At 71.4% G+C, this 23,153-nt stretch carries 22 protein-coding genes and 1 tRNA gene; 6 read left to right on the forward strand and 17 right to left on the reverse strand.

From position 1 onward, the window contains the following. The first annotated feature begins 67 nt into the window (after positions 1 to 67). Positions 68 to 946, forward strand: coding sequence for a DMT family transporter (locus H9L21_RS10470; RefSeq protein WP_154596945.1), 879 nt, complete (start codon positions 68 to 70; stop codon positions 944 to 946). 15 nt (positions 947 to 961) lie between these two features. Here H9L21_RS10470 and prmC read toward each other — a convergent pair whose 3' ends face one another. The 3 genes from prmC to rpmE form a co-directional block, all read right to left on the reverse strand. Next, on the reverse strand, positions 962 to 1,804 hold the full coding sequence (gene prmC, locus H9L21_RS10475; RefSeq protein ID WP_154596944.1) for a peptide chain release factor N(5)-glutamine methyltransferase: 843 nt from the start codon (positions 1,802 to 1,804) through the stop codon (positions 962 to 964). After that, positions 1,801 to 2,865 (reverse strand): peptide chain release factor 1, encoded by a 1,065-nt coding sequence (prfA, locus tag H9L21_RS10480; RefSeq protein ID WP_154596943.1) that lies wholly within the window; start codon positions 2,863 to 2,865, stop codon positions 1,801 to 1,803. The genes prmC and prfA overlap by 4 nt, the downstream gene beginning before the upstream one ends. An 83-nt stretch (positions 2,866 to 2,948) precedes the next feature. Beyond that, positions 2,949 to 3,155, reverse strand: a complete 207-nt coding sequence (rpmE, locus tag H9L21_RS10485; protein WP_078700513.1) for a 50S ribosomal protein L31 — start codon at positions 3,153 to 3,155, stop codon at positions 2,949 to 2,951. Positions 3,156 to 3,308: 153 nt separating this feature from the next. Between rpmE and H9L21_RS10490 the strand changes: the two genes are divergently transcribed. Then, positions 3,309 to 3,644, forward strand: a complete 336-nt coding sequence (locus H9L21_RS10490) for a CvpA family protein (protein ID WP_154596942.1) — start codon at positions 3,309 to 3,311, stop codon at positions 3,642 to 3,644. A gap of 12 nt (positions 3,645 to 3,656) precedes the next feature. Here H9L21_RS10490 and H9L21_RS10495 read toward each other — a convergent pair whose 3' ends face one another. The 5 genes from H9L21_RS10495 to H9L21_RS10515 form a co-directional block, all read right to left on the reverse strand. After that, on the reverse strand, positions 3,657 to 4,139 hold the full coding sequence (locus H9L21_RS10495; protein ID WP_154596941.1) for a glutathione peroxidase: 483 nt from the start codon (positions 4,137 to 4,139) through the stop codon (positions 3,657 to 3,659). A 91-nt stretch (positions 4,140 to 4,230) separates the two neighbouring features. Continuing rightward, complete coding sequence (gene rho, locus H9L21_RS10500; RefSeq protein ID WP_187411440.1) at positions 4,231 to 6,243, reverse strand: transcription termination factor Rho; 2,013 nt, start codon at positions 6,241 to 6,243, stop codon at positions 4,231 to 4,233. Positions 6,244 to 6,396: 153 nt separating this feature from the next. Continuing rightward, positions 6,397 to 7,275: a homoserine kinase gene (gene thrB / locus H9L21_RS10505; RefSeq protein WP_154596940.1), complete on the reverse strand. Its 879-nt coding sequence runs from the start codon at positions 7,273 to 7,275 to the stop codon at positions 6,397 to 6,399. After that, positions 7,272 to 8,336 (reverse strand): threonine synthase, encoded by a 1,065-nt coding sequence (gene thrC / locus H9L21_RS10510; RefSeq protein ID WP_154596939.1) that lies wholly within the window; start codon positions 8,334 to 8,336, stop codon positions 7,272 to 7,274. The genes thrB and thrC overlap by 4 nt, the downstream gene beginning before the upstream one ends. Next, complete coding sequence (locus H9L21_RS10515) at positions 8,336 to 9,652, reverse strand: homoserine dehydrogenase (protein WP_154597175.1); 1,317 nt, start codon at positions 9,650 to 9,652, stop codon at positions 8,336 to 8,338. The genes thrC and H9L21_RS10515 overlap by 1 nt, the downstream gene beginning before the upstream one ends. Before the next feature lie 105 nt (positions 9,653 to 9,757). On the opposite strand from H9L21_RS10515, the gene H9L21_RS10520 reads away from it, so the two are divergent. Further along, a complete protein-coding gene (locus H9L21_RS10520; RefSeq protein ID WP_154596938.1) occupies positions 9,758 to 11,344 on the forward strand; it encodes an aspartate:alanine exchanger family transporter in 1,587 nt (528 codons plus the stop codon). 6 nt (positions 11,345 to 11,350) lie between these two features. Here H9L21_RS10520 and H9L21_RS10525 read toward each other — a convergent pair whose 3' ends face one another. The 4 genes from H9L21_RS10525 to H9L21_RS10540 are packed head-to-tail and all read right to left on the reverse strand — an operon-like array spanning position 11,351 to position 15,476. Then, positions 11,351 to 11,974, reverse strand: coding sequence for a DUF1345 domain-containing protein (locus H9L21_RS10525; RefSeq protein WP_222865765.1), 624 nt, complete (start codon positions 11,972 to 11,974; stop codon positions 11,351 to 11,353). 40 nt (positions 11,975 to 12,014) lie between these two features. Next, complete coding sequence (gene lysA / locus H9L21_RS10530; protein ID WP_154596937.1) at positions 12,015 to 13,409, reverse strand: diaminopimelate decarboxylase; 1,395 nt, start codon at positions 13,407 to 13,409, stop codon at positions 12,015 to 12,017. Between the two features lie 2 nt (positions 13,410 to 13,411). After that, entirely contained in the window at positions 13,412 to 15,073 is a 1,662-nt protein-coding gene (argS, locus tag H9L21_RS10535; protein ID WP_187411441.1) for an arginine--tRNA ligase, read from the reverse strand. 22 nt (positions 15,074 to 15,095) lie between these two features. Continuing rightward, positions 15,096 to 15,476: a response regulator gene (locus tag H9L21_RS10540; protein ID WP_255467035.1), complete on the reverse strand. Its 381-nt coding sequence runs from the start codon at positions 15,474 to 15,476 to the stop codon at positions 15,096 to 15,098. A gap of 54 nt (positions 15,477 to 15,530) precedes the next feature. Here H9L21_RS10540 and H9L21_RS10545 point away from each other — a divergent pair. After that, positions 15,531 to 15,602: transfer RNA gene (locus H9L21_RS10545), tRNA-Arg, on the forward strand. A 21-nt stretch (positions 15,603 to 15,623) separates the two neighbouring features. On the opposite strand, the gene H9L21_RS10550 is transcribed toward H9L21_RS10545, so the two are convergent. Then, positions 15,624 to 16,187, reverse strand: a complete 564-nt coding sequence (locus H9L21_RS10550; protein WP_154596936.1) for a TetR/AcrR family transcriptional regulator — start codon at positions 16,185 to 16,187, stop codon at positions 15,624 to 15,626. A 106-nt stretch (positions 16,188 to 16,293) separates the two neighbouring features. Between H9L21_RS10550 and H9L21_RS10555 the strand changes: the two genes are divergently transcribed. Further along, positions 16,294 to 17,313, forward strand: coding sequence for an ABC transporter permease (locus tag H9L21_RS10555; RefSeq protein WP_154596935.1), 1,020 nt, complete (start codon positions 16,294 to 16,296; stop codon positions 17,311 to 17,313). A gap of 15 nt (positions 17,314 to 17,328) precedes the next feature. On the opposite strand, the gene lysX is transcribed toward H9L21_RS10555, so the two are convergent. Then, positions 17,329 to 20,679, reverse strand: a complete 3,351-nt coding sequence (gene lysX, locus H9L21_RS10560; protein ID WP_154596934.1) for a bifunctional lysylphosphatidylglycerol synthetase/lysine--tRNA ligase LysX — start codon at positions 20,677 to 20,679, stop codon at positions 17,329 to 17,331. Next, positions 20,672 to 21,370, reverse strand: coding sequence for a DUF998 domain-containing protein (locus tag H9L21_RS10565; RefSeq protein ID WP_154596933.1), 699 nt, complete (start codon positions 21,368 to 21,370; stop codon positions 20,672 to 20,674). Before H9L21_RS10565 ends, lysX begins: the two co-directional genes overlap by 8 nt. An 88-nt stretch (positions 21,371 to 21,458) precedes the next feature. On the opposite strand from H9L21_RS10565, the gene H9L21_RS10570 reads away from it, so the two are divergent. After that, complete coding sequence (locus H9L21_RS10570; protein WP_230081561.1) at positions 21,459 to 22,493, forward strand: GNAT family N-acetyltransferase; 1,035 nt, start codon at positions 21,459 to 21,461, stop codon at positions 22,491 to 22,493. Here H9L21_RS10570 and H9L21_RS10575 read toward each other — a convergent pair. Beyond that, positions 22,483 to 22,749, reverse strand: a complete 267-nt coding sequence (locus tag H9L21_RS10575; protein WP_154596932.1) for a hypothetical protein — start codon at positions 22,747 to 22,749, stop codon at positions 22,483 to 22,485. The two genes, H9L21_RS10570 and H9L21_RS10575, sit on opposite strands and share 11 nt — an antisense overlap. Further along, complete coding sequence (locus H9L21_RS10580; protein ID WP_154596931.1) at positions 22,746 to 23,099, reverse strand: ArsR/SmtB family transcription factor; 354 nt, start codon at positions 23,097 to 23,099, stop codon at positions 22,746 to 22,748. Before H9L21_RS10580 ends, H9L21_RS10575 begins: the two co-directional genes overlap by 4 nt. Positions 23,100 to 23,153: the final 54 nt, after the last annotated feature.

Raw genomic sequence — 23,153 nt, forward strand, 5'->3', positions numbered from 1 at the left:
TCGGTAGGATCGTGCAGATGCCCCACTCGCCCGCGGCTGCGGTCGACCGCCCGGCGGTCGCCGCGTCATGACTCCCTCCCCGACCCTCGCGGCCGTCCTCGCCCTGTGCTCGGCGCTCGGCTTCGCGTTCTCGACGTCGTTCCAGCACCTGGCCGCGGGCCGCGTGCAACTGACGGTCACCCATCCCCTGTTGGTGCTGCTGCAGCTGCTGCGCAGTCCCCGGTGGCTGGCGGGGAGCACGATCGGGCTGGCTGCCTGGCTCCTGCACGCGGTCGCCCTGAATCTCGGCACGCTGTCGCTGGTCCAGCCGATCATCCTGCTCGGCGTCGTCCTCGCGGTCGTGGTCCGGTCCTCGCTGGAGCGCCGCCTGCCCCAGCTCACCGAGCTCGCGGGGGTCGTCGTCACGATCGTCTCCCTGATGGCCGTCGTCTCGGTCGCCGACACGAGCCACCAGGGACGGGACGCTCCGACGGTGGCGATGCTGGCCGTGGCCGCGACGGGCGTCGTGATCGCCCTCGCCGTCACGCGACTGTCGAACCAGCTGCCGCGCCGCGGGATGGCCGCGTTCGTCCTTGGCATGACCGCCGGGATGCTGTTCGGCATCACCGCCTGCCTGATGAAGGTGGTCGGCACCGCCATGAGCGACCACGGGTTCCCCGGCTTCCTGGGCACCTGGTCGCCCTGGGTGCTGCTGGCCTGCGCCCTGCTGGCGATGTCGCTGAACCAGCGCGCCTACCAGCTCTCGCGGCTCTCACACTCGATGCCGGTCCTGAACGTCACATCGGTGCTGCTGTCGATCCTGCTGGGCTCCCTGCTGTTCGACGAGTCGTTGCCGACCACGCCCGGCGCGCTCGCGATCCAGGCCATCGGCCTGGTGGGCATCGCCTGGGGCCTCTACCGCATCGCCGACGCGGGCAGCCGCGCCACCGTCGTCACCACCGACTGACGACCGGGCGCCCGCTCAGGGGCGACGAGCGGTGACGAACCGCGGACGGTCGGCGAGGTCGCGGTGGTCGCGGACCTCGGCCCAGCGCGCGGTGAAGACCGCCGGTGCGCTCTCGCCCTGGGCGTCGGCGTGCTCGGCCCCGACGACGCCGCCGGGTCGCAGCAGTCGCCAGGCGACCTGCTCGACGACGCGCATCGCGTCGAGCCCGTCGTCGCCCGACCACAGCGCGAGCTGGGGGTCGTGGTCGCGGGCCTCCGGAGCCACGGACTCCCACGCGTCGAGTGGGATGTACGGCGGATTCACGACGACGACGTCGACCGTCCCGTCGAGCTCGGGGAAGGCGTCGGCCATGTCCCCGCGGCGCAGGTCGACTCCCGTGCCGTCGAGGTTGCGCAGGGCCCAGGCGTACGCGGACTCGTCGAGCTCGACCGCGTGGACGCGCGACTCCGGGACCTCGTGGACCATCGACAACGAGATCGCCCCGGATCCGGCGCACAGCTCGACGACGACCGGCGCGCGCCCCTCCCCCGCCACGAGACGCGCCGCGTCGATGGCCCAGCCGGCGAGCAGCTCGGTCTCGGGCCGCGGCACGAAGACGCCGGGTCCGACCTCGACGTCGACGTAGCGGAACGCGGCCGTCCCGGTGATGTGCTGCAGCGGCACCCGCCGGGCCCGGGCGTCGATCATCTCCAGGTAGGTCCGACGCTGGACGTCGTCCACGCGCGCCGTGAGGGTGAGCAACGCACGCGGCGTGCCCGTGACGTGGCTGAGCAGCACCTCGGCGTCGTGTCGGGGCGAGGCGACACCTCCCTGCTCGAGCCGCGCCGACGCCTCCTCCAGCAGCCGCCGGGTGCTCATCGGCGGTCCTCCAGGGCAGCGAGGCGCTCGGCCAGGTCCGCCTCGACGAGCGAGCCGATCACGTCGTCGAGCGCACCGTCGATCACCTGGTCGAGGTTGTAGGCCTTGAACCCCGTGCGGTGGTCCGAGATCCGGTTCTCGGGGAAGTTGTACGTGCGGACGCGCTCGGAGCGATCGACCGTGCGGACCTGCGAGCGGCGGGCGTCCGACGCCTCGGCGTCGGCCTCGGCCTGCGCCGCGTCGAGCATCCGCGACCGCAGGATGCGCATCGCCTGCTCCTTGTTCTGCAACTGGGACTTCTCGTTCTGGCAGCTGACGACGATGCCGGTCGGCAGGTGCGTGATCCGCACCGCGGAGTCGGTCGTGTTGACGCTCTGGCCGCCGGGACCGGAGGACCGGAACACGTCGATCCGCAGGTCGTTGTCGTTGATCTGGACGTCGACGTCCTCGGCCTCCGGCAGCACCAGGACCCCGGCGGCGGACGTGTGGATCCGCCCTTGGGACTCGGTCACGGGGACGCGCTGGACGCGGTGCACGCCGCCCTCGAACTTGAGCAGGGCGTACGGCGCCTGACCGGGTTCGGGCGTGCCCTTGGCCTTGACCGCCGCGGTGACCGACTTGTAGCCGCCCAGAGCCGTCTCGGTGGCGTCGAGCACCTCGACCTTCCAGCCGTGCTGCTCGGCGAACCGCGAGTACATGCGCAGCAGATCGGCGGCGAACAGGGCAGACTCGTCGCCGCCCTCGCCGCCCTTGATCTCGAGGATGACGTCCTTGCCGTCGGCGGGGTCGCGCGGCACGAGCATGCGCTCGAGACGCTCGGCCAGCACCGGCACGCGACGCTCGAGGTCGGCGGCCTCGTCGTCCATGTGCAGCTCCTGGGCGGCCACGAGGTCCTCGCGGGCGTGCTGCCAGTCGCGATAGGTGCGGATGATCGCCGTCAGCTCGGCGTACCGCCGGCCCAGGTCGCGGGCGCGCCGCGGATCGGCGTGCACGGCCGGGTCGGCCAACTGCCCCTCCAACTCGGCGTGCTCGTCGATCATCGATTCGACGGCTTCGAACATGACCTCAACTCCTGCGCTCGGATGCCCGGACACGACAACGGCGCCGGCCGCTCAGCAAGGGAGCGACCGGCGCCGACGACGACTTACTTCTTGCCGTAGCGCTTCTCGAAGCGGGCGACGCGGCCGCCGGTGTCGAGGATCTTCTGCTTGCCCGTGTAGAACGGGTGGCAGGCCGAGCAGACATCGGCGCGGAGGGAACCCTCGGTGGCCGTGCTGCGGGTCGTGAACGAGTTGCCGCAGGTGCAGGTCACCTGGGTCTCGACGTACGCGGGGTGGATGTCCTTCTTCATGATGTCCTCTCGTGAGGTCGCCGGGTCGGCCGCGGGCGCGCACCGTGAACCGGAACCAAGGATCGATTGTGCCAGTCTGTAGTTGCATAACCCAAATCGGGCCCCATCTGTTCCCGACTCCCCTCCAGACCCTTGAGCGCCTACTATGACGCCATGGCCGACACGCGCGGGAGAATCAAGACCATCGTCATCAGTCTGGTGATGCTCGTCGTGATGGGCGCTGCCGCGGTCTACCTCTCGACCGAGTACGGCACCAACCGGGCGATCACCGTGCTCGTGGCGGTCGCGCTCATCGCGGCGCTGGTCTGGCTGATCCTGACCGTCATCGGCATCCTCGTGGCGACGAGCGCCCGCCGGACCCGGACGGGGGCCGAGGACGACTCGACGCTGCGCAACGAGCAGCGTCCCGTGCCGCGACGCGCGCCCATCATCTCGAGTGAGGACCCGGCCAAGCGCGTCGGTCGCCGCCGGAAGGACCCCGACGCCTGACACCCGTCGGCGTCAGCTCGGCAACAGGGCCTCGATGTCTGCCGCGATGTCCTGGGGGCTGGTCGTCGAGCCGTAGCGCTTGACCACGTTGCCCTGCGGGTCGACGAGGAACTTGGTGAAGTTCCACTTGATGGCGCCGCCGAGGATGCCCTTCTTCTCGCCCTTGAGCCAACGGAACAGCGGGTGCGCGCCGTCGCCGTTGACGTCGACCTTGGCGAACATCGGGAACTGGACGCCGAACTGCGACTCGCAGAACGTGGCGATCTCCTCCTCGGCGCCGGGTTCCTGGTGCCCGAACTGGTCACACGGGAAGCCCAGGACCACGAAGCCACGGTCGGCGTACGTGTCGTAGAGCTCCTGCAACGGCCCGTACTGGGGCGTGAAGCCGCACTGCGAGGCCGTGTTGACGACCAGGGCGACCTTGCCCCGGTAGTCAGCCAGCTGCCGGTCGATGCCGTCGATGGTCGTGGCGCTGAAGTCCCAGGCGGTCGTCATGTCGCGAGAATAGCCCGCGCACCCACCCCACGAACGCGACCGGCCCGGTCCCCTCGCGGGGGCCGGGCCGGTCGATGGAGTCGCTGAGAGCTCAGTCGTCGCCGTTGCTGGCGCCGCCGGGCATCGTCTTGTTGATCTCCATGAGGAACTCGACGTTGTTCTGCGTCTTCTTGAGCTTGCCCAAGATCAGCTCGAGGCCCTGCTGGCCGTCCAGGCCCGAGAGCAGGCGACGCAGCTTCCACACGATCGCCAGCTCGTCGCGGGCCATCAGCAGCTCCTCGCGGCGCGTGCTGGAGGCGTCGACGTCGATGGCCGGGAAGATGCGCTTGTCCGCGAACTCGCGGCGCAGACGCAGCTCCCAGTTACCGGTGCCCTTGAACTCCTCGAAGATGACCTCGTCCATGCGCGAACCGGTCTCGATCAGCGCCGTGGCCAAGATGGTCAGCGAGCCGCCGTCCTCGATGTTGCGCGCCGCACCGAAGAACTTCTTCGGCGGGTACAGCGCCGAGGAGTCGACACCGCCGGACATGATCCGGCCGGACGCCGGAGCGGCGATGTTGTAGGCACGACCCAGACGCGTGATGCCGTCCAGGAGCACGACGACGTCGTGACCCAGCTCGACCAGGCGCTTCGCCCGCTCGATCGCCAGCTCGGCCACGGTCGTGTGGTCGGACGCCGGGCGGTCGAAGGTCGAGGCGATGACCTCGCCCTTGACGGTGCGCTGGAAGTCGGTGACCTCTTCGGGACGCTCGTCCACCAGGACGATCATCAGGTGGCACTCGGGGTTGTTCTCGGTGATCGCGTTGGCGATCTGCTGCATGACCATCGTCTTGCCGGCCTTCGGCGGCGAGACGATCAGGCCGCGCTGGCCCTTGCCGATGGGCGAGACGAGATCGATGACCCGACCGGTCAGGCCGCCGGCCTGGCCCTCGAGGCGCAGACGCTCCGACGGGTACAGCGGCGTCAGCTTCGAGAAGTCGACGCGGCGCTTCGCCTCATCGGCGTCCGACCCGTTGACCGTCTCGACCTTGACCATCGGGTTGAACTTCTCCTTGCGCTCGCCCTCACGGGGCTGACGCACCTGACCGGTGATCGCGTCGCCGCGACGCAGGCCCAGCTTGCGCACGAGCGACATCGACACGTAGACGTCGTTCTCGCTGGGCAGGTAGCCGGTGGTGCGCACGAACGCGTAGTTGTCGTGGATGTCGAGGATGCCGGCCGCGGGGACGAGCACGTCGTCCTCGGTGAAGGTCGGCTCGACCTCGAGGCCCCGGGTGCCCGTGGCACCGCGGTTGCGACCGCGGCGGTTGCGACGGCGACCGCCGTCGTCGCCCTGGCCACCCTGGGTGCGGTCCCGGTCCTGGGTGCGCTCGCGGTCCTGGGTGCGCTCGCGGTCCTGGGTGCGCTCGCGGTCCTGCGTGCGCTCGCGGTCCTGGGTGCGCTCGCGGTCCTGGTTACGGTCCCGGTCCTGGTTGCGGTTCTGGTTGCCCTGGTTCCGGTTCTGCTGGCGACCCTCGCGGTCGCCGGAGTCGCGGTCGCGGCGATCGTTCTCGCGGCGGTCGCTCTGGCTCTTGTCGCCGTCACGACGGTCGTCGCCGTCGCGACGGTCGCTCTGGGTCTTGGTGTCGTTCTGACCCTTGTCGTTCTGGGTCTTGTCGTTCTGGGTCTTGTCGCCACGCTCGGGCTGGCTCTCGGCGCGGTCCGACTTCTCGGGGGTCGCCGGCTGCTCGGAGCGATCGCTCTCGCGCGGCTCGCTCTTCTCGGCCTGAGGCTGGTCGACCTGCTCGGTCTTCGCAGGCTTCTGGGCGCGCGTCGCGCGGCGGCGGGCCGGCTTGGTCTCGGCGGCGGGGACGTCGACGAGTGCGTCCTGGGTGGCGCGGGGCGCCTCGGCGGGCTTGGACTCGCCACGCGCGGTCTTGATGGCATCGATCAGCTGGCCCTTGCGCATCTTGGCAGCGCCTTCGATGCCGAGGCCGGCGGCGATCTCCTGGAGCTCGGCGATCACCTTTCCGCCGAGCGCACCCCCGGACTTGCGGGGGGCCTTCGCGGGCGCCTTGTCGGCGCCATCCGCGGGAGTGGGATCGACCGTGGTTGATTCCGTCACACGTTGTCCTTTATCGGGAGGCCACGTCTCCTGGTTCCGGCGCCTGTCGGTGGGACCGACGTCGCGTTCAGGATCGCCCGTATCCGACGGGCTCGAAAGTGGCAGGGTGCCGGGGAGAGAAACTCGACTCCGACGTCTCCACACTAGCACGGCTCAAGGCACGAGGGCAGCACCCTGAGACGACACGCGAAGTTCGCGTTCGGCCCATCCTGGCGGGTTCCATTCCTGCACCCCGTGGGCGAACGCCAGCACCGTCGGACCCGCTCCGGAGACCACGGCCGGGACACCCTCGACCCGCAGTCGCCGCAGCAGTTTGTAGGACTCCGGCATGGCGTCGGCGCGATAGGTCTGGTGGAGGCGGTCCTCCGTCGCGGAGATCAACCGCTCGGGGGCGCCCGTCAGCGCCGCGACCAGCAGCGCAGCACGCCCCGCGTTGAACGAGGCGTCCGCGTGCGGCACCTCGGCCGGCAGCAGGCCGCGCGCCACCGAGGTGGCCACCGCCTCCGGTGGGACGAACACGGTGACATCGACGTCGACGTCGAGCCGCAGCGTCTCGGCCGCAGCACCGTCGACCCACGAGATCGTGAACCCGCCGAACAGGGCCGGGGCCACGTTGTCGGGGTGACCCTCGAGATCGGTCGCGAGGCCGAACAGGGTGCGGTCGTCCAGCCGGTCCGCTCCCCCGACCACCAGGGCGCGGGCCAGCACGACGCCCGCGACGATCGCGGCCGCCGACGAGCCCAGGCCGCGCCCGTGCGGGATCGTGTTGCGGCAGGTCAGGTGCACGCCGGCCGGGTGCTCGCCGAGCAGGTCGAACGCGGCGTCCATCGCCCGGTAGAGCAGGTGGGTCTCGTCGCGCGGCACCTCGTCGGCGCCCTCGCCCCGGATGTCGAACGTCAGGCCGGACTCGGTGACCTCGGCCGTGACCTCGTCGTACCAGCTCAGCGCCAGTCCCAGGGAGTCGAAGCCCGGCCCGAGGTTCGCACTCGTGGCCGGCACCCGGACGGTGACCGGCCGATCGACGAAGGTCATGCGAGCCCGGCCGCTTCGGCGGCCGCGTGCACGTCGGCGTCCACCACCGTGTCGACGACCGAGTCGATCTGCGCGAGCGGCGTGTCGATGTCCTTGAGGCCGTGCCCGGTCACCGTGATCGTGATCGTCAGGCCCGTCGGCACCTCGCCGGCAGCCACGGCGGCGAGCAGCCCGGCGACACCTGCCGCAGAAGCGGGCTCGACGAAGATGCCCTCGTGGCGGCCGAGCTCGCGCTGGGCGTGCAGGATCTGCTCGTCGGTGACGGCGTCGATGCGGCCACCGGACTCGTCGCGGGCGTTCTCGGCGAGCGTCCAGGACGCAGGGTTGCCGATCCGGATCGCCGTGGCGATGGTCTCGGGGTCGGGGACGACCTCGCCACGCACGAGCGGCGCGGCCCCGGCGGCCTGGAAGCCCCACATCTGCGGACGCGAGGAGGCGTCGCCGGACTCGTGGTACTCGACGAAGCCCTTCCAGTACGCGCTGATGTTGCCCGCGTTGCCCACCGGCAGCACGTGCAGGTCGGGAGCGCGGCCCAGGACGTCGACGATCTCGAAGGCGGCGGTCTTCTGACCCTCGAGCCGCATCGGGTTGACCGAGTTGACCAGCGCGACCGGGTACTCCTTGGCGAGGCCGCGCGACATGTTCAGGCAGTCGTCGAAGTTGCCGCGCACCTGGATGATGTCGCCGCCGTGCATGACCGCCTGCGCCATCTTGCCGGCGGCGATCTTGCCCTGGGGCACGAGCACGATGGGGGTCAGCCCTGCGCGGGCGGCGTAGGCCGTCATCGACGCGGAGGTGTTGCCCGTCGAGGCGCAGACGACCGCCTTGGCACCCTCGGCCACGGCTGCCGAGATCGCGGTGGTCATCCCGCGGTCCTTGAACGAGCCGGTCGGGTTGTCGCCCTCGACCTTGACGAACACGTCACCGCGGACGAGGCCGGACAGCCACGCCGAGTGGATCAGCGGGGTGCCGCCCTCCCCCAGCGACACGATGGTCGCTCCCGGGTCGAGCGGGATGCGGTCCCGGTACTCCTGGATGACTCCACGCCACGGGCTGGCCATCACGACACTCCTTCGACTCGCATGACCGACGAAACCCCGCGCACCATCTCCAGTTCGCGGATCTTCCCCACCGTCGCCGCGAGCGCGGCGTCGTCGGCTTCGTGGGTGACGACGACGAGCTGGGCGTCGTCGCCGCGGCCCTCCTGGCGGACCGTCCTGATCGACACGTCGTGGTCCGCGAAGGCGTGGGCGACCGCGGAGAGGACACCCGGACGGTCGTCGACGTCGATCGACACGTGGTACCTCGTGCGGGCACGACCGATGTCGAGGACCTCGACCTGCGCATGCGCGGTCTCGCCCGGCCCGAAGACTCCCTCGACGCGGTGACGCGCCACCGTGACGACGTCGCCGAGGACGGCGCTGGCCGTGGGGGCGCCCCCGGCACCGGGGCCGTAGAACATGAGCTGGCCGGCGGCCTCGCTCTCGACGAACACGGCGTTGTAGGCGCCGCGCACGCTGGCGAGCGGGTGGGTCTTCGGGATCATCGCCGGGTGGACGCGCGCCGAGACGGCCGTGCCCTCGGCATCGATCTCGCAGATGGCCAGCAGCTTGACGACGCAGCCCATCTCGTCGGCGGACCGGACGTCGGCCGCGGTGACCTCGGTGATGCCCTCGCGGTGGACGTCGGCGATCGTCACGCGGGTGTGGAAGGCCAGGCCCGCCAGGATCGCCGCCTTGGCAGCAGCGTCGAAGCCCTCGACGTCGGCCGTCGGGTCGGCCTCGGCGAACCCGAGGCGCTGCGCCTCGTCGAGTGCCTCGTCAAAGCTGGCGCCCGTCGAGGTCATGGCGTCGAGGATGAAGTTGGTGGTGCCGTTGACGATGCCCAGGACCCGCTCGACCCGGTCGCCGGCGAGGGACTCGCGCAACGGGCGGACGATCGGAATGGCGCCGGCGACGGCGGCCTCGTAGTAGAGGTCGCGCTCGGCCTTGACGGCGGCCTCGTAGAGGGTGTCCCCGTCCTCGGCCAGCAGCGCCTTGTTGGCCGTCACGACGGACGCCCCGCTCTCGAGGGCGGCGAGGATCAGCTCGCGGGCCGGCTCGATGCCGCCGATGACCTCGATCACGACGTCGAGGTCGCCCCGGGTCACCAGCCCCAGGGCGTCGGTCGTGAAGAGTTCGGCAGGCAGGTCCAGGTCGCGGGTGCGGTCGATGCGCCGGACGGCGATGCCGACCAACTCGATCGGAGCGCCGACACGTCGACCCAGTTCCTCGGCGTCACGCACCAGGAACCGGGCGACCTCGGTGCCGACGACACCGCAGCCGAGCATCGCGATGCGGATCGGGCGGGCTCCGTCGGGAGCCTCCAGCGGGGGCATGGTCACCGGGTCAGCCTATCTGCGGTGCGGCGTCGCTCGCGGTCGCGTCCAGTACACGGCGGCTCCAGCGGTGGCAGAATCGACATCGGAGCAGGGGGTGGTCCCATGGTGGGTGTTCTCGAGTTCCTCGGCGACCAGCCCCTGATCCTGCTCGGACTGCTGATCGCCCTGGGCTCGGCGGCCGGACGTCTCGGCATCGGCGGCGTCTCGCTGGGACCGGTCGCCGTGCTCTTCGTCGCCATCGCCCTCACGGCCCTGGGCACCACCTACGACGTCACGCTGGAGGTGCCCGAGCTGCTGGGCAGCATGGGCCTGGCCCTGTTCGCGTTCGCCACCGGCATCCTGGCCGGGCCCAGCTTCTTCACGACCTTGAGATCGGCCTGGCAGGTGGTCCTGGCCGTCGCGGGAATCCTCATCCTGGCGGCCGGCGCCGGAGCGGTCGTGGGCCGCTCGCTGGGGCTGAACTCCGAGGCGATCGCGGGCGCATTCGCCGGCGCCGTCAACAACACCCCGGCCCTGGCCGCTGCGGGCGGCACCCCGCAGGCGACGGTCGGATACGCGACGGCCTACCTCTACGGCGTGGTCGCGATGCTGTTCGTCACCGGGCTGGCGGTGAGCCGCGGTGAGCGCGACCGCGACACTCCCGCCGAGATCACGGACCTGACGGTGCGGGTCGAGGGCGACAGCAGCGTCTCGGTCGCCGACCTGCGTCACCGCTACGGCGACCGGCTGACGTTCTCCCGGGTCGCTCCCAACGCCCACACTCCTCCCGAGCCGGTGCTCGAGGACACCCGCGTCGGCCCGGGCGATCTCGTGACGGTGGTCGGACCACGCGAGGAGGTCGAGGCATGCTGCCGGGAGCTCGGGCACGCCTCCTCGCACGACCTGACCCGCGACCGGTCCTCCCTGGACTTCCGCCGGATCACGATCTCCGACCCTCGCCTGGCCGGACGCCGGGTCGGTGACCTGGACCGCGACCTCGGGCGCCGCTTCGACGCGGGGATCACCCGGGTCCGGCGCGGGGACGTCGACTTCGTGGCCACGCCGGACCTCATGCTGCAGCTGGGCGACCGGGTGCGCGTCGTCGCCCCGCCGGAGACCATCGGCGAGGTCAGCCGGGTGCTCGGCGATTCGTCGCGCGGACTGACCGACGTCAACCCGGTGGCCCTCGGGGTCGGCTTCGCCCTCGGGCTGGGACTGGGCCAGGTCGCCGTGCCGGTGCCCGGGTTCGGCTCGGTGATGGTGGGCGCTGCCGCCGGCACGCTCCTCGTGGGACTCGTGATGGGCCGCCTCGGACGCGTGGGGCGGGTCGCCACCACGTTGCCCCACACCGCCGCCTCGGTCATGGTCGAGCTCGGCCTGCTGGTGTTCCTGGCGTACGCCGGCACCCGCGCCGGATCGCAGATCATCACCGCGTTCACGGACGGCGAGGTCCTGAACCTGCTCGTGACCGGCGCCGTCGTGACGACCACGGTCGGCATCGGCGTCTACACGGTCATGCGGTGGGGCTTCAAGGTCGGACGCATCCGACTCGCGGGCATCGTCGCGGGCAGCCACACCCAGCCGGCGCTGCTGGCGTTCGCCAACGCGCGCACGGGCCACGACCCGCGGGTCGCTCTCGGGTACGCGCTGGTCTATCCGGCGGCCATGGTCGTCAAGATCATCCTCGCCCAGCTGTTGGTCGTGCTGTAGCCGCCGTCACCGGACGAAGTTCGCCCCGAGGTTGATCGCGGTGACGAGGATGACCGTGCCGAACAGGTACGAGAGCAATCCGTGGCGCAGGGTGAGCGACCGCAGTCGGCTGCTCTGCAGGTTGGTGTCGGCGATCTGGTAGGTCATCCCCACGGTGAAGGCCATGTAGGCGAAGTCGCCGTAGCGCGGCGGGTCCTCGGTGTTGAAGTCGACCCCGCCCGCCGGCCCGCTGTAGTAGGCGCCGGCGTAGCGCAGCGTGTAGAGCGTGTGGATCATGATCCACGAGCACGCCACACTGCCCACCGCCAGCAGCGCACGGACCCGCTCGGCCGTGTGGGTGTCGGCCTGGGCCACGAGCATGTAGCCGACGGCGCCGAAGCTGGCGACCGTCGCCAGCACCATCGCGGCCTCCGTGAAGTGTCGCGACGGGTCGGCCTCCAGCGCGTGCGCCCGCGTGCCGGTCGCGTCCAGGCGCCGGGTCGTCAGGTAGATGTGCAGGACGTACGCGGCACAGGCCGTTCCCCAGCCAATGACGGGGGCGACCGGTCCGGCCGAGAGCACCGCCGCCAGGATCCCGGCCGGGACCCCGGTGACGACCATCAACAGCAGATGGCTGGCTCCCCGGTTCACTCTCGCAGCGTAGGCCGGTTCCGGCGGCCCCGCCGCGCGCTCACTCGACGTCGAGCGCGAGCAGGTCGTCCTCGGTCTCGCGACGCAGGATCAACCGCGCCTCGCCGTCTCGGACCGCCACCACGGCCGCGCGCGGCACGTGGTTGTAGTTGTTGGCCAGCGAGCGGCAGTAGGCGCCCGTCCCCGGGACGGCGAGCAGGTCGCCGGCGGCCACGTCCGACGGCAGGAACTCGGACTTGACGACGATGTCGCCGGACTCGCAGTGCTTGCCCACGACGCGCGCCAGGACCGGCCGGGCGTGCGACTCGCGGGAGGCGAGCGTGCACGAATAGTCGGCGCCGTAGAGCGCGGGCCGGATGTTGTCGCTCATCCCGCCGTCGACCGAGACGTAGAGGCGCGAGCCGCCGTTGTCGAGACCGACCGCCTTGGTCGTGCCGACCTCGTACAGCGTGAACGTGGACGGTCCGGCGATGGCGCGGCCGGGCTCGATCGACAGCTGCGGCACGTCCATCCCGAGCGCGGCGCACTCGTCGGTGACGATCTTGACGATCTCGCTGCCCAGGTCCTCGGGGGCCCGGGGATCGTCCTGGGTCGTGTAGGCGATGCCGAAGCCACCGCCGAGGTCGAGCTCGGGCGCCGTGACGCCCAGCTCGCGGGCGATCTGCGCATGCAGACGCAGGACCCGGCGGGCGGCCACCTCGAAGCCGTCGGTGACGAAGATCTGCGAGCCAATGTGCGAGTGCAGACCGAGGAAGTCCAGTCCGTCGGTGGCCAGCACGCGCCGCACGGCCTCGAGCGCTGCGCCGTCGGAGATCGAGAAGCCGAACTTCTGGTCCTCGTGCGAGGTCGAGATGTACTCGTGGGTGTGGGCCTCCACGCCGGCGGTGACGCGCACCATGACCGGCGCCCGGACACCCAGCTCGGCGGTGAGGGCGCCGAGGCGCTCGATCTCCTCGAAGGAGTCGATGACGATGCGGCCGACACCGACCTCGAGGCACCGGCGCAGCTCGGCCACCGACTTGTTGTTGCCGTGGTGGCCGATGCGCTCGGTCGGGAACCCCGCCCGCAGCGCGACGGCCAGCTCGCCGCCGGTGCACACGTCGAGGTTGAGACCCTCCTCGGCGATCCAGCGGGCCGTGGCGACGCACAGGAACGCCTTGCCGGCGTAGTAGACGTCGGCGGTCGGGAACGCGTCGCGGAAGGCGCGGGCCCGGGACCGGAAGTCGTCCTCGTCGACGACGTAGAGCGGCGTGCCGAACTCCTGGGCCAGCTCGGGGGCCGACTGGCCGGCGACCGTCAGGACCCCGTCGACCTTGCTGACGTTGGCCGCCCACAGGTGCGGCACGAGCTGGTTGGCGTCGTCGGGCTCGCGGAGCCACTCCGGGCCCCGGCTGCCGGCCTGACCGTGCAGGGCACCCGCCTCGTGGGAACGCATGGTCACATCCGATCCGGCGCGGAGACGCCGAGCAGGTCGAGCCCGTTGGCCAGGACCTGACGCGTCGCGGCGACCAGCACGAGGCGCGCACGGTGCGTGTCGGTCGGCTCCTCGTCACCCTGCGGGAGGACGCGGCACTCGTCGTAGAACTTGTGGAAGGTCGACGCGGTCTCCTCGAGGTACCGCGCGATGCGGTGCGGCTCGCGCAGCTCGGCGGCGCGGGCGACGACGCGGGGGAACTCGGCGAGGGCGCGCAACAGCGCACCCGCCCGCTCCTCCACCAGCTGCGACGGGTCGAACGTCTCGAGGTCGGCGGCCAGCCCGAGGTCGGCGCCGTTGCGCACGATCGACGAGAGCCGGGCGTGGGCGTACTGGACGTAGTAGACCGGGTTGTCGTTGCTCTTGCGGGTCATCTCGGCGACATCGAGGGTCAGCGGCGAGTCGGCCGGGTACCGGATGAGCGTGTACCGCAGCGGGTCGACGCCGATGAGGTCGATCAGCTCGCGCAGCGACACGATCGTGCCGGCCCGCTTGCTGAGCTTGAGCTCCTGACCGTTCTGCAGGATCTTGACCAGCTGGCCGATGAGCACCTGGATCTGCTCACCGGGGGTGTCGCCGACGCAGGCCGCCATGGCGTTGAGGCGCCCGACGTAGCCGTGGTGGTCGGCGCCCAGCAGGTAGATGCAGGTGTCGAAGCCGCGGTCGCGCTTGTCGACGTAGTAGGCCGTGTCGGACGCGAAGTAGGTCAGCTCGCCGTTGCCGCGCAGCAGGACGCGGTCCTTGTCGTCACCGAAGTCGGTGGTGCGCATCCACGTCGCGCCGTCGGCCTCGAACAGCCGGCCCTGTTCGCGCAGGCGCGCGAGGCTGCGGTCGACCGCGTCGGACTCGTGCAGCGACCGCTCGGAGAACCACACGTCGAAGTGCGTGTTGAGCTCCGCCAGCTCGGACTGGTGCTCGTGCAGCTGCAGGGCGTACCCGGCCTCGCGGAAGGCGACCGCCTGCTCGTCGCGCGGCAAGGAGGTGATGCCCGGGTCGGCCTCGACGATCCGCGCGGCCAGGTCGGCGACGTACGCGCCGTGGTACCCGTCCTCGGGCGGCTCCTCGCCGTGCGCCCGCGCCATCAGCGAGGCGCCGAACTTGTCCATCTGGTTGCCGCGGTCGTTGATGTAGAACTCGCGGGTGACGTCGTCACCGGCCGCGGCCATGACGCGCGCGATCGCGTCGCCGACGGCGGCCCAGCGGGTGTGGCCCAGGTGCAACGGGCCGGTCGGGTTGGCGCTGATGAACTCGAGGTCGACCTTGCGGCCGGTCGGCGCGCCGTGGCCGTACGTGGCACCGGCCTCGAGGACGTGACGGGCGATCTCGCCCTGCGCGCCCGCGGCGACCCGGATGTTCAGGAAGCCGGGACCGGCGACCTCGGCGGCCGAGATGCCGTCGGCACCGGCCAGCTCCGTGGCGAGCAGCTCGGCGAACTCGCGCGGGTTCATGCCGGCCTTCTTGCCCAGCTGCATCGCGATGTTCGTGGCGTAGTCGCCGTGCTCCTTGACCTTCGGTCGCTCGACGCGCACCTGGCTGGGAACCGGGTCGGAAAGGGTCACGCGGCCGGCGTCCACGAGGGACGTCAGGGCCGCGACGATGGCGTCGGAAAGCTGCTCGGGGGTCACCGGCCCAGCCTATCGGCGTGCGCTAGCGGCGAGATTCGAGGACCCGGCGCACGGTCGCGACGAGCGTGTCCGGGTCGAACGGCTTGGTCACGTACTCGTCCACGCCGGCGGCCGCCGCACGGTTGAGATCGATCTGCTGGCTCTGGGTCGAGACCATCACGAGTCCCACCCGGGCGAAGCGTGGGTTCGCCCGCACGCGGGTGATGGCGGTGACGCCGTCCATGCGCGGCATCATCATGTCCATCGTGATGACGTCGGGCAGTGTCTCGAGGCCGGCCAGGACGTCGAGGCAGTCCTGACCGTCCTCGGCCTCGATCACGTCGAATCCGGCCAGCTCGAGGTTCGTGCGAATCAGGAAACGGATCGACGCCGTGTCGTCGACGACCAGCACGGTGGGGGGCACGGCCCCCACGGTACCGGTGCGCTACCGTAGGTTCCCGCGGCACCGCCGTGAACGGCCCCCGTAGCTCAGGGGATAGAGCACCGCCCTCCGGAGGCGGGAGCGCAGGTTCGAATCCTGCCGGGGGCACCGTTCATGTAGCGCGACCGATCACGGCTCCTCGGGGCGCAGGCCCCTCGCGAGGATCGACACCAGCCGCGTCCTCAGGTCCGGTGCCGCACGCCGCACCGACTCGGGCACCGGCCGCGTGATCATCCCCACGGTGGTGACGAGCTCCATCGCCGTCAGGTCCGTGCGCACCAGACCTTCGCCCTGCGCGGTCTCAAGCAGCTGGTCCACGCCGGCCAGCGCCTCGTCCTGGGCCGCACGGACCTCGGGCGACAGGGCTTCGCCGGCGTGCTCGGCCAGCGCCGCCGTCAGTGCGCCGAGCTCGAGTCCGACGAGCCGCTCCACGAACTCGTCCCAGGCTCCGCCGGGCTCCTCCCCCAGCCGGTCCGCGGCATCGCGCGTCGCGGCGCGCACGTCGGACAGGATCGACAGCGCGACCTCGTCCAGCAGGGCGGCTCGGGAGTCGAAGTTCCGGTACAGCGTGCCGATCCCGACCCCAGCGGCCTCGGCGACCGCGTCGAGGGCCACGTCGCTGCCCCGCGCGGCGACCAGCGATCGCGCCGCATGGACGATCGTCTCGCGGCGCCTGGCGGCATCTGCCCTCATCGGCTGCTCCTGCGTGCTGGGTCGATTTGACTTCCCATCCTAACCGGAGGAATATCTTCCGAATAAGCGGAGGAACTTCATCCGCTTGGAAGACGAGGTCCCCCGCATGTCATCCCCCACCGCCACCGAGCCGCGCGCCACCGAGAGCAGCGTCCGCCGGAGCATCCCGCCGCTGGCCCAGCTCGCCGGCCTGACCGCCGCCCTGGGCGCGATCCTGATCGCCCTGCTGGCGCTGTTCATCCTGCCCTCCCTCAAGAGCGGGGCCCATGACCTCCCGCTCGGCATCGCGGGCGACCCTGCCGCGGTCACCCAGGCGAAGGCGGCACTGGAGTCCGCAGCGCCCGGCGCCTACGCCGTCGAGCTCTTCTCCTCGGCCGACGACCTCGACGACGCGATCGCGGACCGGACGGTCCACGGCGGCCTCGTGGCCGGCCCGCAGGGACTCGAGGTCCACGTCGCGAGCGCGGGCTCGACCGCCATCTCCGGCTCGCTGACCGCGACCGCCCAGGGCGTCGGCCGGGCCATGGCCCTGCCCGTCAGCATCTCCGACGTCGTTCCCCTGCCCGAGGACGACCCGACCGGCATCGGCATCGGCGGTCTCGCCTTCCCGCTGGTCTTCGGCGGCATCGTCCCGGTGGTCGCGTTCCGCAGCATCTTCAAGAACAGCGACCGCTGGAAGCTCGCCGGACTCACGTCGTTCGCGGTGATCGGCGGCGTCATCGTGGCCGCCGTCCTGCGCTTCTGGTTCGGCAGCATCACCGACTCCTTCTGGCCCGTGGCCGGCTCCATGGCCCTGGGCATCGCCGCCCTCGCCATCCCGCTCGCGGGACTCCAGCAGGCGCTGGGCGCCAAGGGCTTCACGATCGGCGCCGCCTCGATGATGTTCCTCGGAAACCCCCTCGCGGGCATCGCGACCACGGGCGCCTGGCTCCCCTCGGGACTGGGCGACCTGGGCCAGCTGCTGCCGCCCGGCGCGGCCGGAGCACTGGTCCGCTCGACCGCCTACTTCGACGGAGCCGGCAGCCTCGGCGCGACGCTCACCCTCACGGGGTGGATCGTCGCCGGCGGCGTCCTGCACGCCGTGGGGACGCGACGCGCTGCACGTCGCGAGACCATCACCGCCTGAGCGAACGGGGCCGCCTCACGGCCCGCGCTCGGGCTTCACGAGCGGGAACAGGATCGTGTCACGGATGCTCAGTCCCGTCAGGTTCATGACGAGACGGTCGATCCCCAGGCCCATGCCGCCCGCCGGCGGCATGCCGTACTCCAGGGCCGCCAGGAAGTCCTCGTCCACCTGCATCGCCTCGGCGTCCCCGGCCGCGGCGAGCAGGGACTGGGCGACCAGCCGCTCGCGTTGGTCCACCGGGTCGGTCAGCTCCGAGTAGGCGGTCCCCTGCTCGGCCCCGAAGATCACCAGGTCCCACTTCTCGGCGAGCCGCGGGTCCTTCCGGTGGGCGCGGGTGAGCGGAGCGTTGTCCTTGGGGAAGTCGGTGTAGAACACCGGCGCCGTCGTCCGCTCCTCGCACATCGGCTCGTAGATGCCCTCGAGCGCGGCTCCCCAACTGGGACTCTCACCCAGCTCGGCGCCGACCTTCTCGGCGTGGCGCAGGAGATCGGCGAGCGGCGTGTCCGCCGTGATCTCCTCGCCGAGCGCCTCCGAGACCGCCTCGCACATCGTCTTGACGGGCCAGTCCCCCGACAGGTCGTACTCGACGACCGTGCCGTCGCGCTCGCGACGACGGGCGACCGGGGCGCCGTGGACGGCCGTGGCCGCCTCCTGGACCAAGGCCTGCGTCAGCAGCCGCATGCTCTCGTAGTCGCCGTAGGTCGCGTAGACCTCGAGCGACGTGAACTCCGGGTTGTGCTTGTGGTCCGCGCCCTCGTTGCGGAACTGACGACCCACCTCGAAGACCTGCTCCATCCCGCCGACGAGCAGTCGCTTGAGGTGCAGCTCGGTCGCGATCCGCAGGTAGAGGTCGAGGTCGTAGGCGTTGATGTGCGTCTCGAACGGGCGGGCGTTCGCCCCGCCGTGGACGGTCTGCAGGATCGGCGTCTCGACCTCGGTGAACCCGCGCGCGTGCAAGGAGTCGCGGATGCTGCGCACCACCGTCGCCCGCTGGTAGGCCACCGTGCGGGCGTCCGGCCGGACGATCAGGTCGACGTACCGACGCCGGACCCGGGCCTCCGGATCGGTCAGGCCGAGGTGCTTGTCGGGCAGTGGGCGCAGCGACTTGCTGGTCATCATGACCGAGGTCGCCCGGACGCTGAGCTCGCCCTTGCGCGTCGTGACGACCTCTCCGGTCACGCCGACCTGGTCGCCCAGGTCCACCTCGTGCTCCCAGAAGCGGACGCCGTCCTCCCCGAGGTGCTGCACGTCGACCATCACCTGCAGGTCGCCGCTGCCGTCGCGCAGGGTCGCGAACGCCAGGCCGCCCATGTCGCGTTTCAGGACCACCCGGCCCACCACGGACACAACCGTTCCGGTCTCGGTGTCCGGTGCCGGCTCCCCCGCCTCGGCGCGGACGTCGGCGAGCGTGTGGGTCCGTGGAGCCGTGACCGGGTAGGGATCGATCCCCGCCGCGCGCAACCGGTCGAGCTTGAGCCGCCGCACGCGCATCTGCTCGGGCAGCCGGTCGATGGCCAGCGCCTCGGCGACGGGGTCGGGGGCGGGCGGCACCAGGGCCAGGACCTGCGCCGCGTAGTCGTCCTGCCCCGTGGACAGGCCCTCCTCGTACCGACCCCGCCGGCGCAGGAGGCTGATCGACGGCACCGTCAAGAACCCCTCCGCGCTGCCCGCGGCCATTCCGACGCGCGGCAGGTCGGAGGTGTACTCGTACCCCATGTACCGCGATTGCCAGCGGGGCAGGTACTTCGCGTTCGAGCGGTAGAGCGACTCGAGCTGCCACGTCCTGCTGGCGAGCAGCAGCCCTTGGCGCCACACCCGGGCCACCGGGCCGGCGCCGACCTCCGCCCCTCGCTCGAACGCCTCGCGGAACATGGCGAAGTTCAGCGAGACCGGGCCGACCCCCAGGCGCGGAGCCTGGGCCGCGAGCGAGGCGACCAGGAACTCCACGAGACCGTTGGCAGCCGCCGGGTCGCGTCGCATCAGGTCGAGGGACAGTCCGGTCCTGCCCCAGGGGACGAAGCTCAGGAACCCGCGCAGCCGACCGGTCTCGTCGCAGGCGCGGACCAGGACGCAGTCGCCGTCGAGCGGATCGCCCAGCCGGCCCAGCGCCATGGAGAACCCCCGTTCGTCGCCCCCGTCTCCCCTCCAGTGCTCGGCCGCGTCGGCCAGCGCGGCGAAGTCCTCCTGATCGAGCGCCGAGTGACGGAGGACCTCGGCGGTGTACCCCCGGCGCTGCAGCCGGTGGACCGATCGACGGACGTCCTTCATCCCGGGCGCGTTGAGCGAGAACTCGGCCATGTCGACGACGGCCTCGTCGCCGATGTCCAGCATGGTCAGTCCCGCGTCGGCGTAGGCCTCGGCGCCTCGCCGGCCCGCGCCCATGACCGCGAGCGAGAGCCCTTCGCCACGCGACCACGTCCGCCACGCGTCGATCGCCTCGGTCCAGCGCTCGGGATCCCCCACCGGGTTGCCGCTGGCCAGGGACACCGAGCCGACCGCGCGGAAGGACACCCCGGCCCGCGCCGTGGCCGGATCGCCGGTGTCCCACACGACCGCCTTGTCGCGCCGCGTCGCGAAGTAGCCGAGCGAGTCCTCCTGGCCGTGGTCGCGCAGCATGCCCCGCACCACGGCCTCGTCGCGGGCCGAGAGCCGCCGGCCCTCCCCGGGCGGGCGGAAGAGCATGTGCGCCGCCCCCAGCACCGTGAGCGCGCCGAGCAGGCCGATGACCAGCCGCACCCAGGCCGGCGCCCTCACCCCGGTCGCCAGGTCGATCCCCGTCCGGCCGAGGTCGGCGAACATCGACGCCTGGACGAAGGCCGCGGCCTCGGCGAGCTCGTCGGCGGTGCCGTACACCCGCACCAGGCCCGAGCAGACGAGCATCATCACCAGCCCTCCGCCGAAGAAGACCAGCACCGCGCGGACCACGTTGGCGGGCACCCACCGCGCGACGAACTGGTCGCGGACGCGCCAGGCCAGCGTCACCAGGACGGCACTCACCAGCAGCCCGAGGAGGTTCAGGACGCGATGCTCCCCGTTCGCCACGGCCCAGAGCCGCCCGATCGACGGCACGACGAACCACCACAGCACGACGACCACGAGGGCCGCGCGGAGCCGCCGCCGCAGCGCCACGGCGATGACGAAGAGCAGTGCCGTGTAGACCAGGCCCGGGACGACGGGGGCCACGAGGAGCGAGACGACGTCATTGCTGCGGGCGAAGTGGCGGTACCACGGCGGAACCACCGTGATGACGAGCACGAAGCTCGCGAAGGCGAATCCCGCCGCGGCGAAGACGTCGGGCCATCGGTCCTGCGAGGGCGTCCGGCGCTCGACGAGCTCGTCAGGCGCCTCCTCGTCGTGTTCACTCATCGCCGGGTCCCCTCCCGATCGACGCCGCGGAGCGTGCCGCCACGACCCCCAGGATCACTAACCAGATACTGACACCGAGAATGTGGACGCGCTGGACGTACGCCGTCAGCGCCTGCTCGTCGGTGAGCAGGCCGAAGTACCCGAAGACCGCCGTCGCGAGCACGCCGGCGATCCAGAAGAGCCACCACGCGACGCGGGCCAACCAGGCCGGACCGGTCGTGCGTGTCTGCCACCAGACTGCGGCCACGCCGATGAAGAGCGCGGTCTCGGACAGCGTGCTGGCCGCATCGTGGAGGTCCGCCTCCAGCCGATCCAGGTCCGTCAGACACCCCTCGCCCAGCCCGCACGGCATCGGGATGGCGGCGGCCAGTGCGGCACCGGCGGCGAACACGGCGCACGAGACCACGAGCACCTGGTTCGGCCGCCCCGGCGGGAAGGCCCGGCGCACCGCGGGCAGGAGCAGCAGGACGAGCACGCCGCACAGCACGCTCGTCACCCGCAGCAGCGTCGAGAAGGGCTCACCGGGGGTCTCGAGATAGCTCACGACGATGTCCATGCCGGTGAATCCGCGCAGGACCCAGTCGATCAGGAAGTTGGAGTACAGCAGTGCCGCCGCCGTCCCGAGGGCGAGACATGCGACGGGCCGCATGCGCATGCCGCCAGTTAACAGCAGGACACGGCCGGCTGCCACGGCTCAGCGCGACCGCGAGCCGTCGCCGCGGAGGTGCGATCGACCCATGGGCGCGCCACTCGGCGTCCCGTCCACCACAATGGTTCCGATGCCCGACACGAACGACAGCACCCTGGACCTTCCCGAACTGCCGACCCCGTGGCGTGCCCGCGTCCCCGGTTATGCCGACATCGACGCGCTCGTGGAGCTCAGACGACTCGATGAGCTGCAAGGCACGGGCGAGGCCCACGTCGACCCGGCGGGGATCGAGTCGGAGGTCGCCGGCCAGGCGTCGTGGACCCGGCGCCAGCTCGTCGCCGTGGGTCCGGACGACGTCCCCCGGGCCTGGATCACGGTGCACGACCGTGCCGCCGGCCGCGCGCTGATCTGGGGCTACTTCGACCGTGACGTCCCGGAGATCGACGCGATCGCCGCCGTGTTCTACGCCTGGGCCGAGTCCGCCGCCGTGGGCATGGCCCGGTTCCGCGGCGTCGACGCGACCCGGCTGGACGAGAGTCCGTTCGCCGACGACGCGCGGCAGGCCGGCTGGCTCACGCAGGCCGGCTACGCCAAGCGGCGGACCTGGCTGCACATGACCCGCCCGGTCACCGCGGACGAGGCCTCACTGACCCCTCGCGCGGGCGTCACGGTCCGCCCGGTCGAGCGCCACGAGAACGGCATGCCGGTCGCGTCCGACCTGCAGATCGTGCACCAGATGCTCGAGACCTCGTTCCAGGACCACTTCAACTCCTACCGCGAGAGCTTCTCGGAGTTCGTCCAGCGGCTGCGCGAGGACCCGGGCCACAGCTGGGACCACTGGTGGCTGGCCTACGTCGAGACCGACGAGGGCGCGCACGTCCCGGCCGGCACCGTCGTGTGCTCGTCCAAGGCGGCACCCGAGGGCGGCACCCAGGGCACGTACGTCGAGTACATCGGGGTCAACCGGGCCGCGCGCGGGCGCGGCGTGGCGAAGTCGCTGCTGGCCACGGTGATCGCCGACGCCGCGCACCACGGCCGGGACCGTGTCGACCTCGAGGTCGACGCCGACTCGCCGACCAAGGCCGACGAGCTCTACCGGTCGCTGGGGTGGGAGACCGAGTACGTGACGGAGTCCTGGTTCAAGGACCTCGACCTCACGACCTGACGCCGGCCGGGTCGGTGCGCTCGCGAAGCCACGTCGTCGTGCCCGGAGCCATGCCCCGTGACTTCGGGGTGGAGTCGACCGGACTGACGATGAGGGCCGCCTCGTCCGGCAGCGACCACTTCAAGGCGTGATAGACGACCGAGAGCGTCTCGGAGCTCTCGAACAGGAAGAGCCCCGGCGCGATCGCCCGGGCCTCCTGCCACGGGCCGTCCAGAGCCTCGGGCTCCTCGGCGGTCCAGGCGAGGTAGACGGTCACACCGCGCCTCGGTCGCCGGGCCGCAGCGCGTCGGCCAGGGAGGTCAGCTCCGCCTCCACCACGCGGTAGTACGCCCAGCGGCCGCGCTGCTCGCGGGTGACGAGGCCCGCTTCGACCAGGAGCTTCATGTGGTGCGACACCGTCGGCTGGCTCAGGCCGATGGGCTCGGTGAGATCGCAGATGCACGCCTCGGCGCCCTCGGCGGCCGCGATCATCGACAGCAGACGCACCCGCGTGGGATCCCCGAGGGCCTTGAACTTCGCGGCCAGGGCCGAGGCGGCCTCGTCGTCGAGGGCACCGCCGGTCAGCGGTGAGCAGCAGGTGTCGACGATCGGCAGCGGGGAGGCCATGGCCCCAGCCTGCCACACACATTGACATCGATCGATGCATGCGTCAGAGTCGAT

The organism is Aeromicrobium senzhongii (assembly GCF_014334735.1).
Lineage (GTDB): Bacteria > Actinomycetota > Actinomycetes > Propionibacteriales > Nocardioidaceae > Aeromicrobium > Aeromicrobium senzhongii.

Bases quoted from the DNA above. Each gene is read 5' to 3' on its own strand.
- H9L21_RS10495 (WP_154596941.1), bottom strand. From the start codon at position 4,139: ATGACGACCGCCTGGGACTTCAGCGCCACGACCATCGACGGCATCGAC.
- rpmE (WP_078700513.1), bottom strand. From the start codon at position 3,155: ATGAAGAAGGACATCCACCCCGCGTACGTCGAGACCCAGGTGACCTGC.
- lysA (WP_154596937.1), bottom strand. From the start codon at position 13,409: ATGCGTTCCCACGAGGCGGGTGCCCTGCACGGTCAGGCCGGCAGCCGG.
- H9L21_RS10580 (WP_154596931.1), bottom strand. From the start codon at position 23,099: ATGGCCTCCCCGCTGCCGATCGTCGACACCTGCTGCTCACCGCTGACC.
- H9L21_RS10550 (WP_154596936.1), bottom strand. From the start codon at position 16,187: ATGAGGGCAGATGCCGCCAGGCGCCGCGAGACGATCGTCCATGCGGCG.
- thrC (WP_154596939.1), bottom strand. From the start codon at position 8,336: ATGGCCAGCCCGTGGCGTGGAGTCATCCAGGAGTACCGGGACCGCATC.
- H9L21_RS10555 (WP_154596935.1), top strand. From the start codon at position 16,294: ATGTCATCCCCCACCGCCACCGAGCCGCGCGCCACCGAGAGCAGCGTC.
- H9L21_RS10520 (WP_154596938.1), top strand. From the start codon at position 9,758: ATGGTGGGTGTTCTCGAGTTCCTCGGCGACCAGCCCCTGATCCTGCTC.
- H9L21_RS10490 (WP_154596942.1), top strand. From the start codon at position 3,309: ATGGCCGACACGCGCGGGAGAATCAAGACCATCGTCATCAGTCTGGTG.
- prmC (WP_154596944.1), bottom strand. From the start codon at position 1,804: ATGAGCACCCGGCGGCTGCTGGAGGAGGCGTCGGCGCGGCTCGAGCAG.
- thrB (WP_154596940.1), bottom strand. From the start codon at position 7,275: ATGACCTTCGTCGATCGGCCGGTCACCGTCCGGGTGCCGGCCACGAGT.
- H9L21_RS10570 (WP_230081561.1), top strand. From the start codon at position 21,459: ATGCCCGACACGAACGACAGCACCCTGGACCTTCCCGAACTGCCGACC.
- H9L21_RS10470 (WP_154596945.1), top strand. From the start codon at position 68: ATGACTCCCTCCCCGACCCTCGCGGCCGTCCTCGCCCTGTGCTCGGCG.
- prfA (WP_154596943.1), bottom strand. From the start codon at position 2,865: ATGTTCGAAGCCGTCGAATCGATGATCGACGAGCACGCCGAGTTGGAG.
- H9L21_RS10515 (WP_154597175.1), bottom strand. From the start codon at position 9,652: ATGCCCCCGCTGGAGGCTCCCGACGGAGCCCGCCCGATCCGCATCGCG.
- lysX (WP_154596934.1), bottom strand. From the start codon at position 20,679: ATGAGTGAACACGACGAGGAGGCGCCTGACGAGCTCGTCGAGCGCCGG.